Consider the following 15,959-nt stretch of genomic DNA (forward strand, 5'->3'; position numbering starts at 1 on the left):
CAAGGATGATAAATGACTCTTATAAACACCTGCATTTTAATGCTGTTTTTACAGCCATTATTTGTTTATTTAGCACTTTTTAAACAGTCAAAATACAGTGTTAAGCCCAAAAGCTCGTTAGATAATGAAGATTCAATGTTTTTATTTATTGCCCCTGGCTTATCGGTTTTTTATCTTGATCAGTTTTGGGTCGCGCTGCTTTATTTAGGGAGTGTGTGCTTATTGGGTGTATTGCTAGCTAAAATTGTAGAAAGTAAGGCAAACAAGCGATTGACCAGAGACGATTCAATAGGGTTTATGGTCGCCAGTTTTATCTTTTTTGGAATGATAAAGTTAATTATTGTTGCGGCTGCGTATTTTTTTACCGATGACGCTTCAAGCGCGATAACAGAAGATTTAAGCCCAGCTAAAGAGCCCTCATTGACGATTAGCCAAATGTTTAGTGTGGATTATTTGTATAGCCAGTTTAAACCTACGGTTTATTTTTTAGCATTAATGGTTGTGACCTTAGTGCTCAAAATTATTGAGTACAAGTTCTCTTTGAAGGAGGCGCTTTCAGGTATCCTTATTATGCTAAGTGCTATATTAGTAGGCATTTCCCCACTATTTGGCGAAGCTTATATATTAGGCTTAATTGCTAATTTTTTTATTTTTTTTATAGTGTGCTCTACATGTATTGAAATAGACAAAATAGGGGATGCATCGGGTGGCGCTATTGCTATTTTATATGGCTATATATTAATGATGGGACTTGGGTTTAGCATTATATGTAAGCTGGTTTATGAATTGTTTTTTTAGGGAATGATTTATTGCTTGTTTTTTGCTCTAAATGCTTGCAGTACGCTTCGTACCCAATTAGGATAAATTTTAGTTGAAATGGCAATTTCATTAACGCTGATAGTTAAGAGTTTAAACGTCATTAAATAGCAATACGACACGTGTATTTTGAGTTTAATAGTTGGGAGCTTGTATATTTTGTTATCACGTTTTAAAGCTCACATTTCGGTAATTATATCTATTGCTATTATTTTTACTACAACACAGGCTTATGCAGATATATTTGGTTTTTTTAATAAGCAGGATTTTGTTTTATCGGCTCCGATGAAGGGGCAATTATTAGATAAAGGGCAGCCTGTTGCAAATGCTAAGGTTGTACGTGCGCTTACTTATGGTGATGAATATAAAGATGAAGCAATAACCGATCATAATGGTTTTTTTACCTTCACAGAAAAATCTATAAAAACGAGTAAGCCTGCAAACATGTTTGATAATGAATCACTGGTTCAACATGTTTATTTAGAAAATGGTACGCCTGAGGGCGTTGTTTTTTGGTACACAACCGTGTCTATGCACGATGGGAGTGATACCCTAAAAAGCTGACTTAGAGTGTGATATTGCCAAAGACCCACAAACATACGACATACCTATAGAAGAAGCGCCAGAGCACTTCTTTACGGTATATGGTGCATGCATTTGATTTATTGGAGATTATATTTTTGATGGAGCGGTTTAAGTTGCCATTACTCATTGTAGTTGTGGCTATTCTAATTTTATTTACTACAACACAGGTTTTTGCAAATATGTTTGGTTTTTTTAGTAAGGAAGATTTTGTGTTATCAGCTCCAGTTGAAGGGCGTTTGCTTTTTGAAGAGCAACCTGTTGCTGGTAAAAAGGTATTTCGTAGACTAAATTATGGCGATGAATATATTGATGAAGTAACAACAAGTAGTGATGGTCGTTTTTCTTTCCCTAAAAAGGTTATCAAAACATCAAAGCCATCAAACATGTTCGACAACGAATCTGTTATACAACACATATACACATTAGATGAGAATGCAAAGGAAGTTACTATTTGGGCTGTTAGGCTATTTCCTTATGAGCATAAAGATACGCTAACCAAATACTTAAGTAATTTGGTTTGTGATATCGCAAATGAGCCAGAAACGTTTGATATAGCTGCTAAAGATAATAAGCAGCATACATTTGCAGTTTTTACCACCTGCAAGCTCTAACGTTTAAAACCAATAAAAGGATTTAAAATGAATGCGTTAACACCTACTCAGGCAGTCCAATTAGCATCACTTGCTTATGATGCTAAAGAATTAAAAAATACAAAACTATTAAATGGGCTATTGCATGCATCCTTACGAGATCAGTTTGATTTTTCTATCAATAATAGATCCATACAAGGTGTATCAGGCGGGTTTTTCTCTCATTTATTTGGTTTAAGTACTGGGTTTGGCCTTGTTGCACACGGTAAAAATTCATTTCAAGGTGATTCAGTAATCACTATTCGTGGCACGGCTTCTCTTAGAGATGGCCTAACAGATGCGCACTTTGGTTTAAGCGGTGGCTCTAACGGCAGTATGGTACATGCTGGGTTTAATAAAACCTTTTATAGTATGAAACCTGCACTACAAGAATTTGTAGCGGCTAACATTCGAGACAAAATAACCGGCTGTGTGCATATTGTTGGCCACAGTTTAGGTGGGGCACTGGCAACGCTTTCAGCCGATTGGATAAAAGCAGAGTATTCGTTGCCGGTTAAATTATATACGTTCGGCTCGCCTAGAGTGGGGCTTGACAACTTTTCACGCGCTGCTACCTCACGTATTGATAAAATATATCGCTGTACACACGGTGCTGATCCGGTTACAAAAGTGCCTTTGTGGCCATTTTCACATGCGCCCTACAATGGCCAAGAAATTCGCCTTGATAACGGCCAGGGCCTTAAAGGCGCAGCACACAAATTAAGTGGTACGCCAGGCTATGTTAATACCGCAAACAGTAACGACTGGGGCAATTTAACTGTAAAAGCTAACCACTTTTTAAGCACGCCGGTACGTTTGAAGTTTGAAGACAGAAATCAAGCTTCATTTAGTTCGCATTGGGCAGATAAACTTGGCGCTGCGTTAGTTACCTTATTAAAAGATTCGGGCTACTACAGTGCTGTTGCGGCGCAAGCAGCCATAGGAACCGGTTTAACTTTTTACGATATGCTCGCGCGAACGCTGGATAAAATAGCCAAAGCGTCAGCTTCATTTGCAACACAAACCTTAGGTTTACTCGGGCACATGTTAGTGTTTGCTGGCAAAGTTATTAGTAAAGCTGTAGAGCTGACTTACAGTTTTATTAAATCGGTATTTGATTCAACTTTAGGGGCATTATATCGCGCTGCCCGAGAAGGCTTAAATGGTCTAGATTAAGGTTTTATAAGCCTTAATCTCGTTCTAACAAAATGGCACCACTTTGGGTTTCACCTAAGTGGTCGTCTTTGTTATAAATAGGGCACTTACTCATTGATAAACACCCACAGCCTATACAGCCATCAACCCGTTCACGTAAACGTTGCATATAAGCAATACGCTCATCAAGTTTCTCTTGCCATTGCTTTGAAAGTGCAGACCAGTCTTTTTGTGTTGGTGTACGCTGCTCTGGTAACGTTGCCAGAGTTTGTTTAATTTCTTCGAGCGTGATCCCCATCGCTTGTGCTGCTTTTATAACCGCAATACGGCGCAGAACATCTGGCTTATAACGGCGTTGATTGCCGTTGTTTCGCCAACTTCGGATCAAGCCTTTGGTTTCGTAAAAGTGCAGTGTTGATACTTTTACACCGCTGCGCTTAGCAACAAAGCCTACGGTTAAGTTGGCTTCAGTGAGCTTTTTTTGTTGTACGGTCATCGGTATGCGTCCTGTTTGCAAAAATATGGATATTGCTTATTGACCTTAACTTAACTTGAGGTTTTAAGCTTTGCTCCATCATAAAAAAAGGAGTGATACAAATGCAAGATAAATCAACGAATACCACAGCCATAATTTTTTCAAGTGCGCGTAAATCAGGTAACACCAGTACACAAGTCAACAATTATATAGCTAAGGAAGGCGGGCAAGGCTTTTGCATAGATGACTTTGTTATCTCACCTTATCGCTATGACAAAAACTACCCTGAAGATGATTTTTACACTCTATTTGAACAGTTACTTACCTTTGAGCATTGGGTAATTGCGTCACCTATTTATTGGTATAACACCACGCCAAAAATGAAAGCATTTATAGATAGGATCACAGATTACATGGATGATGAGGCGTTAAAACCGAAGCTTAGAACTTTACGTCAAAAACAGTTTTCACTGTTGTCTAATGCTGCATCTCTCTCTGCGCCAGACGCATTTATCGATATGTTTAAACATACCTTTAATTATTTAGGAATGACTTTCAAAGCACATTCACATGTTCAGGCTAGTTAATCAGGTTAAATAGCGTTAGGCTAAACAAAAAGTAAAAAGGATGATGTATGAAAACGTTACTTATTGGCTCAAGCTTACTTTTGGCTAGCTTTAGTACTCTTGCAGCAGAGCCTGCGCCTGTTATTAAAGACTATGGTTATTTTTATAATGTGCCCGAGCATGTGTCTGATTTAAACCAAGCACAGTTCAAGATAGCTTTTGATGTAGGTAAAGGCGCTGAAAAGGGCGTGCAAAATAATCATATTAATTCGTTAGCACGCTTTATTAATATGCATGTTGCCCATGGGGTAAAGCCGGAGAATATTCAACTTGCTCTAGTGGTGCACGGTGGTGCAAGTGTAGATGTGCTTGAAAACAGCTTTTACAAAGTGCGTTTTGACAAAGATAACAAAACCCAATCTTTGCTCAAACAGCTACTTGCTAATAAAACGCAGGTATATGTGTGCGGGCAGTCGGCAACGCATATGAAAGTGGAGGCTGATCAACTAATACCTGGAGTGCAAATGGCGCTTTCAGCGATGACCGCGCATGCGCAGTTACAGCAACAAGGCTATACGTTGAATCCGTTTTAAACATGAATATTCTTTGTTTTGGCGACTCCAATACCTTTGGTACATCACCCGTTGATGGAAAGCGGCTGCCTGCGCATGAACGCTGGCCGGGCATATTGGCAGAGCTGTTAGGTACAGGGCACCTCGTTATTGAAGCTGGGCAGCCTAATCGTACCTTAGTGAATAACCCGCCATTTAGCGGCGATAAATCAGGCGTAAAGTATTTAAAACCTTACCTTGAGGCGCAGCCGTTGGATGTCATTATCATTGCGCTTGGCACCAATGATTTAAAAGCCCGTTTTGCACTGTCTGCTATCGATATTAGCAAAGCGCTTGAGGAGTTGATTTTAGCCATTAAAGCGTTTTATCACGGTAACGCACAGCCAAAAGTAATCATATTGAGCCCGCCCAAGGTTCATGAAGTGGGAAGTTATAAAAGTATTTACGCAGGTGCAGGTATAAAAGCTGAACAATTATCTATTGAATTTAAAGCTGTCTCTGAACGCCAGGCATGTGTGTTTATCGATGGCTTTTCACTTCTTGCTGCTTGTGAAAGTGAGGGGGTTCATTGGCCATCTGAAGAACATAAGCGCCTTGCAAAGCAGCTACTACTCTTTGTTTAAAGTAGTGTGCGAGAGAGTTCTTTATATGATTTGCCAATTTTAACAATAGCCCCTGTGGTTAGTTCAACATTCTCATGATTAACCGCAGTCACTTTGTTTTTATTAATTAAATACGATTTATGAATTTGTATAAATGTACCTGCTAGCTGTTCACTCAATTGCTTAAGTGTCGCTGTGGCAAGCGTGGTATTCTGCGCTTGATGCAACTTTACATAGTTACCGTAAGCTTCAATATATTCAATGGTGTCTAACACGAATTTTCGTTTTTCTCGGTCTACTTTAAGCGTTATACATTGGGGCTGTTGGTCTAAAGGCTGTGCCGCACGTTGACACACTTTGTTGAGAGCTTGCTTTAGCCTCGGCGCTGAAACGGGTTTGAGCAAGTAGTCTGTAACATTTAAATCAAAGCCAGCTAAAGCATACTCTTGATAGGCACTATTGATAATTACTTGCGGCGGGTTGGCAAGTGCTTTTAATAGCTCAAGGCCTGTTAACTCTGGCATATTAATGTCGAGAAACACTAAATCAATGCCCGGCTTGGCAAGCACACATAAGGCATCTTTAGCGCTATAGTATTGACCTACTACATTTATATTGGAGTGTGCAGTTAAATGATGCAGTAGGACTTGGTGCGCTAATGGCTCGTCATCAACAATAATGGCTCTTATCATTTTTACAGCTCCAAGGTCAGTGTTGTTTGCCACATTGCATCTTGCTTATGGGTTATTAGTGAATGTTTATTAGGGTATAAAAGTTGCAGTCGTTTTTGTAAATTAGCGAGCCCCATCCCATGTTCTTTTTTTACTAATCGAGCGGGTATTGGGTTGGTGCAATAAAGCGTTAAAACATTGTCATTGATTGTTATTTTAATTGATACGTGTGTTTTGTCGCTCGCGGGCTCAACCCCATGTTTTATGGCATTTTCAACAATAATAATCAACAGCAGCGGTGTGATTTTTAGGTCGTCACAATTGTGCGGCCAAACAAGGTTAAACTTACACTTATTCGCACTTCTTATTTTTTGTAATTCAATAAAATTTTTAAGGTAGTCTAGCTCTTTTGCCAGTAGCACGGATGGCTTTTGCCCTTCATACACTGTGTAGCGTAGTAAGTCTGCCAAATGTAGTACTAACTGTGGGGCTTGCTCTGATTTTGTCAGCGTAAGTGCATATAAGTTATTTAATGTATTAAATAAAAAATGAGGGTTAACTTGTTGTTGGAGTAATTTTAGTTCGGTTTGAGTTTGCTGTTTAGCGACTTCATTTAACTTGCTGTGTTGCTGTTGACGCTCAAACGCCAAAATAATAGGGGTACTTATAACAAGAAAAAGCAGCATAAACTGATAATTAAACTTACTAAAAATATTTTGATCGCCACTTGGTGTGAGGTTAGCAACGCCGTGGGGTAAGTCATTAATGGGTAACGATAGAACGGCAGCTATCAACAAAGGTGTTAATACCAGCATTACAATAACGCAAACGGCTACAAACAAAAATACGCCGTGAACAGCAAGCAAGTGGCGAATGAGGAAGTATCGGTTAAATAAATATAACCCGTAAACAATTGCAGTATAAACGCCTAGTTGCCAAAAATAAGTGATAAATTGACCAAACTGCGAGACGACTTTACTTGGATCAAAAATTAAATTAAATGGTTGATTTAATAGTGGGTCTTCATGTGTATTGAGTACCCCAGCCATTAGAAAACACCAGCCCAAAAGAGTGAGTAACACTACATTATCCAATGATATTAATGAACTTAGCCGTTTGCTATTGAGTGAAGGCTGAGTGACAACACGTTGAGATATCAGCCATGTTAGGCTTGCTGCCGTACATAAGGCCCAGCCTTGCGGTGCTAAATAGTGCCATTGAGCAAATTGTGGAAGCAGCACACCGAGCGCGTATATCAAGATAGGGTAAGCAATAAAACCTAACAGCCAGCTCATTAAGGCTAGTCTTAATGGCTGTTGAAATGCAATTGCATGGGCGATTAAAAAAGGCAGGCATACTAAAAGAAGTTGCAGGTTTATTTGTAAGTAAAGCGGTGTTGAGCTGAGCCTTAACGATAGAAAGCGAATATGGGCTTCAAGTAAAATGGCAGCCAATAACGGCAATAAGGCAATGACATATTTTACCTTAATCCGTTGTGATAAAAAGGAAATAACCGTCTGCACATTTCACCTTAATATAATTTTAACTTCACACTACTTTACCCTTTAAACATTATTAACACATCTTTACGTTGCTAAAAAACCACAAATAATGATGAAAGTAAGGTTTTTAATGATGAGCAGCCAATCGTTACTCTTATCCCTTAGTTATAGGCTTTGATCATTACTTGCTAGCTGATTTGTTAGGTGTTGCTTAATGTGACTATTCGTCAATTAAGGAACGCAATAGATGCTGACACTTACAAATATAAATAAAAAATACCCAGATGGCACGCACGCTTTAAATGATGTGTCGGTTCATTTGCCTGCTGGCATGGTTGGTTTACTTGGACCAAATGGGGCGGGTAAATCAAGTTTAATGCGCACCCTAGCGTGTTTGCAAAGTGTGGATAATGGTCAGGTAAATTTTGATGGCTTAAATGTGCTGCAACATCCCGAACAGATGCGCAAACAGCTGGGCTATTTACCGCAACAATTTGGCGTCTATCCAAATATGAGTTGTATTGCATTGTTAGAACATATTGCAACGTTAAAGGGACTCAATAAAAAAGATCGAAAGCAGCAAATAGAGGAGCTTTTGACACTATTAAATTTATCTTCGTTTGCAAATAAAAAGGTGAGCCACTTTTCGGGTGGGATGAAACAACGTTTTGGTATTGCACAAGCGTTGTTAGGTTCTCCTCAACTGATTATTTTAGATGAACCAACCGCAGGGCTTGACCCTGCTGAGCGCGAAAGTCTCAATAATTTATTGGTGACGATTAGTAAACAACGCCTAGTGCTGTTATCTACGCACATTGTAGAAGACATAGAAAATCAGTGTCACTTTGTTGCAATGATTAACCAAGGCCAGCTAATTCAAAGTGGTGAAGTAGCCGCCCTTATCAAGCCATTGCATGGATGTTTATGGCTGCTAGACACCCTGCCTAGTGAACTACCGCAAGAGAGTTTGGTACTAAGCAAAAGTTATCGGTACGGCAAACCTTCATTTCGTGTTTATGCTACAACGACCCCTGCTGAAAGTGCGATACCCGCAGAAGCGACACTGCAAGATAGCTATTTTTATGAATTGAAAGCAAGAGGGTGTCACGCATGTTATTGATCAATGAACTGCGTTACATCACTCGTCAGCCTCTGCTTTGGTTGTGCTTTTTAGCAGCGCCTTTGTTTGCGTATACATTGTCAGCAGGGTTAGCTGTTGAAGTAAGCGATGCGATAAACCAGTTAAAGCTGCACCTAGTTGCCCTACAAATGATGCAACTAGCTTTACTGACAGGCGCGCTTGCACCGACAATTTTTTTACGTGATCAAATACACAATATGCACGAGCTTGTAGCAGCGACTCCTATTACTTTTAGAAAGCGAGCTTGGTTACGTTTGAGCGCTTTGGTGATGTGTGTGTTTGCGATTGCGTTTATTAGTATGCTGGTGGTTGTAACACAGTTACTCAGTAACGGGTTTGACTGGCATATTATTAATTTACTGTTTGTTAATAGCCTTTTTATGTTGTTTCCTAATGCGTGTTTGCTCAGTGTAATTGCATTCTGGTTTTGTCAAAAGTTCAGCAGTGCTTTGGTGAATTATGTGGTATTTGCAGCTTTGTGGATTGGTTATTTATTGCTTGCTAGTGTTACTGGTAATCCTATACTGGCGGGCAGTAGTATTATCAGTGAAACTAGCTATCAACTGTTTATATGGTTAGACCCTTTCGCATACACCGCGATTATAGCTAGCTTTAGTGAACCACAAGGCTGGATCATAGCTGTTAATCGGGTGCTGATATTATTACTCACAAGCCTTATTTATTTTAGCGCTGTTGCAAGTAATCAGTCTAACTCGTTTAATAAGCCAGTAAAAAATGCAGTGAGCAAGCTACAACCGGTTACAGTAGCAAATGCCTCGTACCGACCTGCGGCTGCAAAAAGTCATGGTCTAGCGATATTTATCACATTTTATAAAGTAGCGCTTTTTAATGTGTTAAAGCATCCAATAACATGGATAGTTTTATTAGCTTGGCCAGTCATGGTGTTTAATAGCGTAGCCTCTTCTGCTGCTTATGCTGAGCCATTGAGTGTAATACATGCAACCAGTATCGATGCAATTAGTCACTATGCTTTTGATATGCAAATACTGTTTGGGTGTTTGCTGATGGTGCTTTGGAGCTGGCAAATCAGTTGCTATGCACGGCGCTTTAATATGGCTGAGCTAATTGCTGCTACGCCTATCAAAACGGCCACTATTTTATATAGTCAATTATTGGTATTGGCTACTTTGGTTATTACTTTTTCAATAATGAGTTTTGTGGGAGCCTCTTTAGCGCAGTGGTTTATTGATAGCCAATATGACGCTTACGACCATGTATATGTTTTGTGTTTATCGTCACTGCCCCTGATGCTAATTGGCTGGGTAACGGTATGTGTATTTAATATTTTTCGCTCAACACTGGTTGCAGGAGCAATCGTTTTTGTGATGCTGTTGCTAAAATTTACACCCGTTATGACTTATTTAGGACTCACACACACATTTTGGAGCCTAGCTTGGACGCCATTGCAGCCGCCGAGTGAGTTTTGGGGTTACCGGGCAAGTATCAGCAGTTATTGGCCTTATATGCAGATGTGGTTGCTGGCCGGTATAAGTTTTATATTGCTAACGTGTGTATTTAGTCATCGCGGTGCGGGGTTTGATAGGCGTGCGGTTGTGCGAAAAGATGCATGGCTAATAATGCCAGTGTTGCTCTACGTTGGTTTATTTGTGCAATTACATCTACGCTTGGTTGATGAAAAACCGCTTACCAATTCGCATAAACGTGAAGCGTTTAAAGCCAATTATGAAAAAAACTTTGTAGATTGGCAGCATAAGTTGCAACCTCAAGTTAGCCATATTGATGCAAATATTGATTTTTACCCGCATCAACAGTCTGTTAAGTTTGATCTGACTTACACTTTAAAAAATCGTCATCCAACGGCTATTAAGCAAATTTTAGTTGGCAGGGCTGGGTTTTATAAATGGGCGGATGTAAAGATTGCTGGCGCAAGCCAAATTGCGTTTTACCCTGAGTTAAATCAAGCTGTTTATGAGTTTGATATTGCATTAAAGCCACATGAAACACGGCAATTAACAACACAATTTGAGATTCATCAAGCAACCTTGTGGCCTGCTGGTGGGCATCAAATAATTACGCCTGAATTTAGTTATATTCGTGCGGTTCCTGCGTTGCCAACCATTGGCTATCAAGTTAATTATGAGCTTACCGATACACAGTTACGCGCTCAATATGGTTTGCAACAAAAGGCACGGCCATTAGCTTCAACATTATTTAATAAGCAGCAAAAAAGGCCTAAACACTATGAGCGTATAACGATGTCGAGCAAAATATCAACCGCAGCGGGGCATCAAGTTGTGACGCAGGGCAAACAAATTACACATCAACGTGAGCAGGGCCGTGAGATATTTGAGTTTAAAACATTATCTGAAATTAATAACTTACCAGCTTGGCTGTCAGTGCCTTTTACTGCTGAAACTAAAAAGCATGATGGTGTTACGTTACAAGTATTTGCAAAAAAACAACAGCTGATTGAGCGTTCAGATGCAATTGCTGTTAATTTTCAAGCGATGATGGACACACTTGATTGGTTTAAAAATAATATTGTTGCTTACAAACCAAAGCAATTGAGCATAATTGCGGCCCCACCTTTTGGGGGCACTGGCTATGCTTTACCACAAATAATATTAGTTGAAGATACCGTCGGCTTTAGGGCTCGGCCAAGCGATGATGCCGGTTTTGATCAGCGTTATCGCCGTGCAGTGCATGAAACCGCGCATCAATGGTTTGGCCACGATATTGGCAATAGTGTGTCTGCTGACAGTGCCTTTCTAATTGAATCGATGGCCAAATATATTGAGTTGGTGGTAATAGAAAGACATGACGGTAAGGCCGCTATGAACGCTTTGGTCGATTACGAAACAAAGCGTTACGAGCAAGCATCACGTATGGATATTACCGAAAAAATGGCGTTAATTGATTCAACAAAAAGCTATGAGCAATACTCAAAAGCCACTATTGTATTTGCAAAACTAAGGAAAAAAATAGGCGATGAAGCGATAATTAAGGCACTTAACTTAGTATGGGAAAATCATTCTCACCCTAATATGCCTGCTACTTCAATGGACTTTATTTTTGCGTTAAAAGAGCAAGTTAATCCACAGCTAAGTAGTTTAATTGATAAGCTGTTCTTAGAGATATGACAATCTTCAAGTCGCCAGCGGCTTGGAGTTGACTCTAAATTGCTTTAACTAAACGTGTTGTACTTCGCATAATGTGATGGCGAGAGGGTGTTGGCCGTTCGACTTAATTGCTTTACAGAGTACTCCACTACGAAGGTATACCAAAAGAGCATTGTGTTTTGTAGTTGATTTAGGTAATGTAATGAAATTGTTTCAGGGATGGTAATTATGTTAAGTAAAAAATTTGCCTTTATTAAAACAACACCTAAATCTTCTTCTCACTCATTTTGCTATACAACGATTATAAGCACTTTAAAAGCGCTTTTTAATGAAATAAAAATGGATGACTCACTCCCTAAAGTCGAGTTACGTCAAACCTTTGAACTTTATCTCGTTGATGGTGCGGATAAGGATTGGCACTCATTAATCCCTGCCGAACTAATCTGTTTAGCTAAGCAAAATAAGGTGATTTTATTTAACGTTGATCCAAATGCTGTGTGTGAGAAAAACTTATTATTAAATCACTTCAATGGTGTTTTTTATAGTTCAGATGCTGCAGAGGATATTTTTAAGGCGCTTGTAAGAATAACCGACGGTGAGCTATGGTTTACTCGTAAAGTGATTTCTGATGCATTCAAAGATATATTGAATGCCGCTTCATCTAACAATTTACTGCATGACGACATAGTGCTTAGTAAATCGGATTACGAAAACTTAACCAAACGTGAAAAATCGGTGATTCAATTAATAGCGCAGGGTGCGAGTAACGATAAAATAGCGAACAAACTCAATATTAGTGATCACACAGTGAAAACTCATCTTTATAGTGCGTTTAAAAAGACTCAATCGCGTAATCGTATAGAGCTTGCAAATTGGGCACAGCGCTACATTTCGGTATTACTTCCATTAGATAATTAAATAAAAAGGCTATTTGCATAGCCTTTTATTTTTTAAGCTTGTTTTTTAGCCCAAAGTCCTCGATCTATGCCTTTAGTAATTAAATCAGTAAGCGCTTTTTCTATGGCTTGTGTCACACAAATACTCATAGGTTCGTTATCACTAAATCCAGCTTCGGCTTCGGCTAAACGTTTGTAACTAACATATCTAAAGAAGCCTGCTCGCATTTCTTGGCTCAATACTTTTTTGCTGGTGGCTACTGATAATAGTACTTGGCCAGTTCTTACATCGACTGCACGCAAATAAATTGAAATTGCATCTTCACGATATAGCTCTGAGGCACCAATCCCAAAGTATTCCATTCCTAATCCGCCAGTTTTTACATTGGTATCGTAGCTAATTATGCCACCTTCTAAAATAATTTTTGCGGTGGTTAATGGCGGAAGCTCGCTCTGATTAGGGTTAGTCGCTTGTGCCGCTCTAATAATTTTTCGCTCAGTCAAAATGTTTTGTAAACCCTCACGTTCAACCGGCGTAAACCAGTCAGACTCATGTAATGCTTGCACTAAAATAGAGTTTGCACCTTGAGTGACGGCCGTTGAAAACGAGCTAACATTAGTTTGTGGTTTATATTGACCGGTTTGATCGCGAAATGAATAAACCGAAACTGGAATGCTACCTGCAGGTTTAGGTAAGCTTTTTAAGTCAGAAAAAACATCTGTTGGCTCTAACGTTACCGCACTTTGTTTTGATGGGGGAATTAAATTACCCATAGTAGAGCAACCACTAAGAGAAAGAGCGATTGTTATTATAATTACTTTATACATTATCCAAACCTCGGTACTTCGATAACCACAACCGAGTCATCAATTATATTTGTTATTCTAACCGTGATAGTGTCGGTTGTACTGGTGATTACTTCTATTTGATAATCACCACTCATAAATATTGAATCTTGGTTAAAAACACTGTCTTCAATATTTTCGCCAAAAGCCATGTCGGTGATTTCTCTCACCATCCTATTTAAGTATGTTCGCTCTAATGAATCCTGAAATTGCTCTGCATACCCTTTTTCGATCACAGGCGCTTTATGCTTATTTTGTGCTTGTGCCTTACTAAGCAGCATATTGGCATTGAGAGGGTTGCCGCCAAAGCTCGGGTTAATAGGGGTGTAAATAATTTCAGTTGCGGAGACTGAAAAGCTTAAAATCGTTATTATTGTTAATACTATTTTTTTCATTGTTACCATCCGTTCAATGCCATGTCAGGACTCGCTGTTTGCATATTCGATCGCGCCATTGCGTCCATTACAGAATGTACTGCTTGCTCTACCCGCTCGTCCAAAGGCTCTAGCTTTCGTCCCAAGTGGGTTGCATAAATTATCTTATTATTCATTATTAATACTAATTTGGTGCCAGCACGGGGTATAACCGTTTCTTTTATTTCTACATTGAAGCCTGCTGTTGAGGGGAATTCGCGCCAATAGTTTGAAAATTCACTATAAAATTGATACCCAAAGCGGCTAATACTTTTGTTTAGAAGTAATCCATCGATTTCTAAATCATCACTGGCATTACTACAAGGAATAAAAAGAGTTAAAAGTATAAAAAAATAGTTATATTTATTATTTTTCATAGTTAAATAAGGGAGAGGGTTACTCTCCCTTTCTCATCAATTACATTTGTGTAATTGTTGCAGTGTTACCATCACCGATTTGCGTGACAGAGAATGTACTGTTAAAGCCAATTACGTTACCTTCAACAGTATTGTAATTACCTGTTTGAGTAACAGAGAATGAAACGTTTTCACCACCTAGTAAAAGCGCTGAATCTCCCGTTCCACCTACCCAGTTTCCCTCACCTTGTTGTGCAATATCAATAGAGTGATTACTGCCCTCTACCATTAAGTCAATAACGTTGATATCACCATTTTGAGCGATATCAATTTGGTTTGCATTACTATCAAGAACACCCGCTAGTGTAACAATGGCTTCGTTTTGGTTACCGACCTGATTAACATCAATATCGTTATCGTTTGATGTAAGTGAGACATCAGGGTATGAAGACTGCACTAAAATTGCGTTTTCATCACCACCTGATTGGCTAAGGTCAACATCATTGCCATTACCATTAAAATTAGCTAAATGAACCGAGCTGGAATTACTAACTTGAGTTACTGTAAATTCATTATTTGATCCAATTACACCCATGTATACTTCATTAGTGTTACCAACTTGCATTGCTGTAAGCTCATTGTTATCGCCCATTAGCTCAGTTGTTGCAAGGTTCTCATCACCAACTTGATTAACTGTTACTTCGTTGAATGAACCGTCAAAAAGACCAGACTCAATAGCATTGTCTGAACCTTCTTGGTCTAGTTTTATTTCATTATCATTGCCAGTAACGGCTGCAAAAGTAATCGTATTGTTATCACCGCTGCTTTGTTCAATAGCTATTTCGTTTGCATCACCAGCTATATCAGTGAATGTAACAATGTTGCGTGAGCCATCTTGGCTAACATCAATTTCATTTTCGTTGCCACGTAATGACTCTATTTTAAATTCATTCCACGTGTCTGTTTGTTCAATTTCAATTATGTTTTCATCACCTGATAAGCTAAGTATTTCAAACTCTTGCCACATACCTGACTGAGATGAAATAATTTCGTTGCCGTTACCTCTCATGTCCATGTTGTAAAACCAATGGCCGCCATTACCTTGTTCTACGTCAATATTATTGTCGCTACCGGTGATAATATTGATTGCTTCATTATTCTGGAATAATCCTTGGCCGAATTGAGAAACATAAACGCCGTTATGATCACCCGTAATACGAGTAATAAAACCATTAGCGATACCATCTTGCGCATAAGTCTGTTGGTTGTTATCACCCGTTGTTTCAACTTCGGCGTAATTACCATTTTGTAATTGAGCTATTTTAACATCGTTATTGTTACCGACTTCAGTAGCTAGTGCAGTATTGCCATCCCCATCTTGAGATACTAATGCTGTATTATCAGAAAATGATTGTTTAACTGTTACGGCATTTTCAATGCTACTTACAGATACTTTAGATGCAAGCTCAGAAGTTGAACCCGCTTTTGATTCTGTAGTTGCGTTTGCTGTAAAGCTTGCGCCCATTGCAATTGCAATAGCACAGCTTAAAAGTGATTTATTCAATTTCATTATTATTCTCCTTGAAATGCAAAATTAAACACCTTGGTTGTTTATTAAGTTTTAATAAGGTGT

The 15,959-nt window shown here is 39.0% G+C and carries 16 protein-coding genes and 1 pseudogene; 10 read left to right on the forward strand and 7 right to left on the reverse strand.

The window, feature by feature from the left end; genetic code table 11:
• Positions 1 to 12: 12 nt before the first annotated feature.
• The 4 genes and pseudogenes from QL989_RS09465 (at position 13) to QL989_RS09480 (ending at position 3,206) form a co-directional block, all read left to right on the forward strand.
• Positions 13 to 798: a hypothetical protein gene (locus tag QL989_RS09465; RefSeq protein WP_036955101.1), complete on the forward strand. Its 786-nt coding sequence runs from the start codon at positions 13 to 15 to the stop codon at positions 796 to 798.
• 177 nt (positions 799 to 975) lie between these two features.
• A pseudogene (locus QL989_RS09470) lies at positions 976 to 1,477 on the forward strand (DUF6795 domain-containing protein).
• Positions 1,464 to 2,012 (forward strand): DUF6795 domain-containing protein, encoded by a 549-nt coding sequence (locus QL989_RS09475; RefSeq protein ID WP_356776549.1) that lies wholly within the window; start codon positions 1,464 to 1,466, stop codon positions 2,010 to 2,012. The pseudogene QL989_RS09470 and the gene QL989_RS09475 overlap by 14 nt, the downstream one beginning before the upstream one ends.
• Before the next feature lie 27 nt (positions 2,013 to 2,039).
• Positions 2,040 to 3,206, forward strand: a complete 1,167-nt coding sequence (locus QL989_RS09480; protein WP_290170030.1) for a lipase family protein — start codon at positions 2,040 to 2,042, stop codon at positions 3,204 to 3,206.
• Positions 3,207 to 3,219: 13 nt separating this feature from the next.
• On the opposite strand, the gene soxR is transcribed toward QL989_RS09480, so the two are convergent.
• Positions 3,220 to 3,681, reverse strand: coding sequence for a redox-sensitive transcriptional activator SoxR (gene soxR / locus QL989_RS09485; RefSeq protein WP_198522802.1), 462 nt, complete (start codon positions 3,679 to 3,681; stop codon positions 3,220 to 3,222).
• A gap of 101 nt (positions 3,682 to 3,782) precedes the next feature.
• On the opposite strand from soxR, the gene QL989_RS09490 reads away from it, so the two are divergent.
• The 3 genes from QL989_RS09490 to QL989_RS09500 are packed head-to-tail and all read left to right on the forward strand — an operon-like array spanning position 3,783 to position 5,421.
• Positions 3,783 to 4,247, forward strand: a complete 465-nt coding sequence (locus QL989_RS09490) for an NAD(P)H-dependent oxidoreductase (RefSeq protein ID WP_290170033.1) — start codon at positions 3,783 to 3,785, stop codon at positions 4,245 to 4,247.
• Between the two features lie 47 nt (positions 4,248 to 4,294).
• Positions 4,295 to 4,819 (forward strand): DsrE family protein, encoded by a 525-nt coding sequence (locus QL989_RS09495; protein WP_290170035.1) that lies wholly within the window; start codon positions 4,295 to 4,297, stop codon positions 4,817 to 4,819.
• Between the two features lie 2 nt (positions 4,820 to 4,821).
• Positions 4,822 to 5,421 (forward strand): SGNH/GDSL hydrolase family protein, encoded by a 600-nt coding sequence (locus QL989_RS09500; RefSeq protein WP_290170036.1) that lies wholly within the window; start codon positions 4,822 to 4,824, stop codon positions 5,419 to 5,421.
• Here QL989_RS09500 and QL989_RS09505 read toward each other — a convergent pair.
• Both QL989_RS09505 and QL989_RS09510 read right to left on the reverse strand, forming a co-directional pair.
• On the reverse strand, positions 5,418 to 6,092 hold the full coding sequence (locus tag QL989_RS09505) for a LytTR family DNA-binding domain-containing protein (protein ID WP_290170037.1): 675 nt from the start codon (positions 6,090 to 6,092) through the stop codon (positions 5,418 to 5,420). The two genes, QL989_RS09500 and QL989_RS09505, sit on opposite strands and share 4 nt — an antisense overlap.
• Before the next feature lie 2 nt (positions 6,093 to 6,094).
• Complete coding sequence (locus tag QL989_RS09510) at positions 6,095 to 7,594, reverse strand: histidine kinase (RefSeq protein ID WP_290170038.1); 1,500 nt, start codon at positions 7,592 to 7,594, stop codon at positions 6,095 to 6,097.
• A gap of 226 nt (positions 7,595 to 7,820) precedes the next feature.
• On the opposite strand from QL989_RS09510, the gene QL989_RS09515 reads away from it, so the two are divergent.
• The 3 genes from QL989_RS09515 (at position 7,821) to QL989_RS09525 (ending at position 12,733) form a co-directional block, all read left to right on the forward strand.
• Positions 7,821 to 8,693: an ABC transporter ATP-binding protein gene (locus tag QL989_RS09515; RefSeq protein WP_290170040.1), complete on the forward strand. Its 873-nt coding sequence runs from the start codon at positions 7,821 to 7,823 to the stop codon at positions 8,691 to 8,693.
• Positions 8,684 to 11,836: a M1 family aminopeptidase gene (locus QL989_RS09520; protein ID WP_290170041.1), complete on the forward strand. Its 3,153-nt coding sequence runs from the start codon at positions 8,684 to 8,686 to the stop codon at positions 11,834 to 11,836. Before QL989_RS09515 ends, QL989_RS09520 begins: the two co-directional genes overlap by 10 nt.
• Before the next feature lie 207 nt (positions 11,837 to 12,043).
• Positions 12,044 to 12,733 (forward strand): LuxR C-terminal-related transcriptional regulator, encoded by a 690-nt coding sequence (locus QL989_RS09525; protein ID WP_138764901.1) that lies wholly within the window; start codon positions 12,044 to 12,046, stop codon positions 12,731 to 12,733.
• Between the two features lie 32 nt (positions 12,734 to 12,765).
• On the opposite strand, the gene QL989_RS09530 is transcribed toward QL989_RS09525, so the two are convergent.
• Genes QL989_RS09530 through QL989_RS09545 form a run of 4 tightly spaced genes read right to left on the reverse strand, consistent with a single transcriptional unit; the run spans position 12,766 to position 15,896 of the window.
• Positions 12,766 to 13,539, reverse strand: a complete 774-nt coding sequence (locus QL989_RS09530; RefSeq protein WP_138764900.1) for a CsgG/HfaB family protein — start codon at positions 13,537 to 13,539, stop codon at positions 12,766 to 12,768.
• Positions 13,539 to 13,961 carry a curli assembly protein CsgF gene (locus QL989_RS09535; RefSeq protein ID WP_290170044.1) on the reverse strand — a complete coding sequence of 141 codons (423 nt, stop codon included), beginning with the start codon at positions 13,959 to 13,961 and terminating at the stop codon, positions 13,539 to 13,541. The genes QL989_RS09530 and QL989_RS09535 overlap by 1 nt, the downstream gene beginning before the upstream one ends.
• A complete protein-coding gene (locus QL989_RS09540; protein WP_178956929.1) occupies positions 13,955 to 14,347 on the reverse strand; it encodes a curli production assembly/transport protein CsgE in 393 nt (130 codons plus the stop codon). The genes QL989_RS09535 and QL989_RS09540 overlap by 7 nt, the downstream gene beginning before the upstream one ends.
• Before the next feature lie 40 nt (positions 14,348 to 14,387).
• On the reverse strand, positions 14,388 to 15,896 hold the full coding sequence (locus QL989_RS09545) for a curlin (protein ID WP_290170047.1): 1,509 nt from the start codon (positions 15,894 to 15,896) through the stop codon (positions 14,388 to 14,390).
• Between the last annotated feature and the right edge of the window lie 63 nt (positions 15,897 to 15,959).

This window comes from Pseudoalteromonas sp. APC 3224 (assembly GCF_030407535.1).
GTDB lineage: Bacteria > Pseudomonadota > Gammaproteobacteria > Enterobacterales > Alteromonadaceae > Pseudoalteromonas.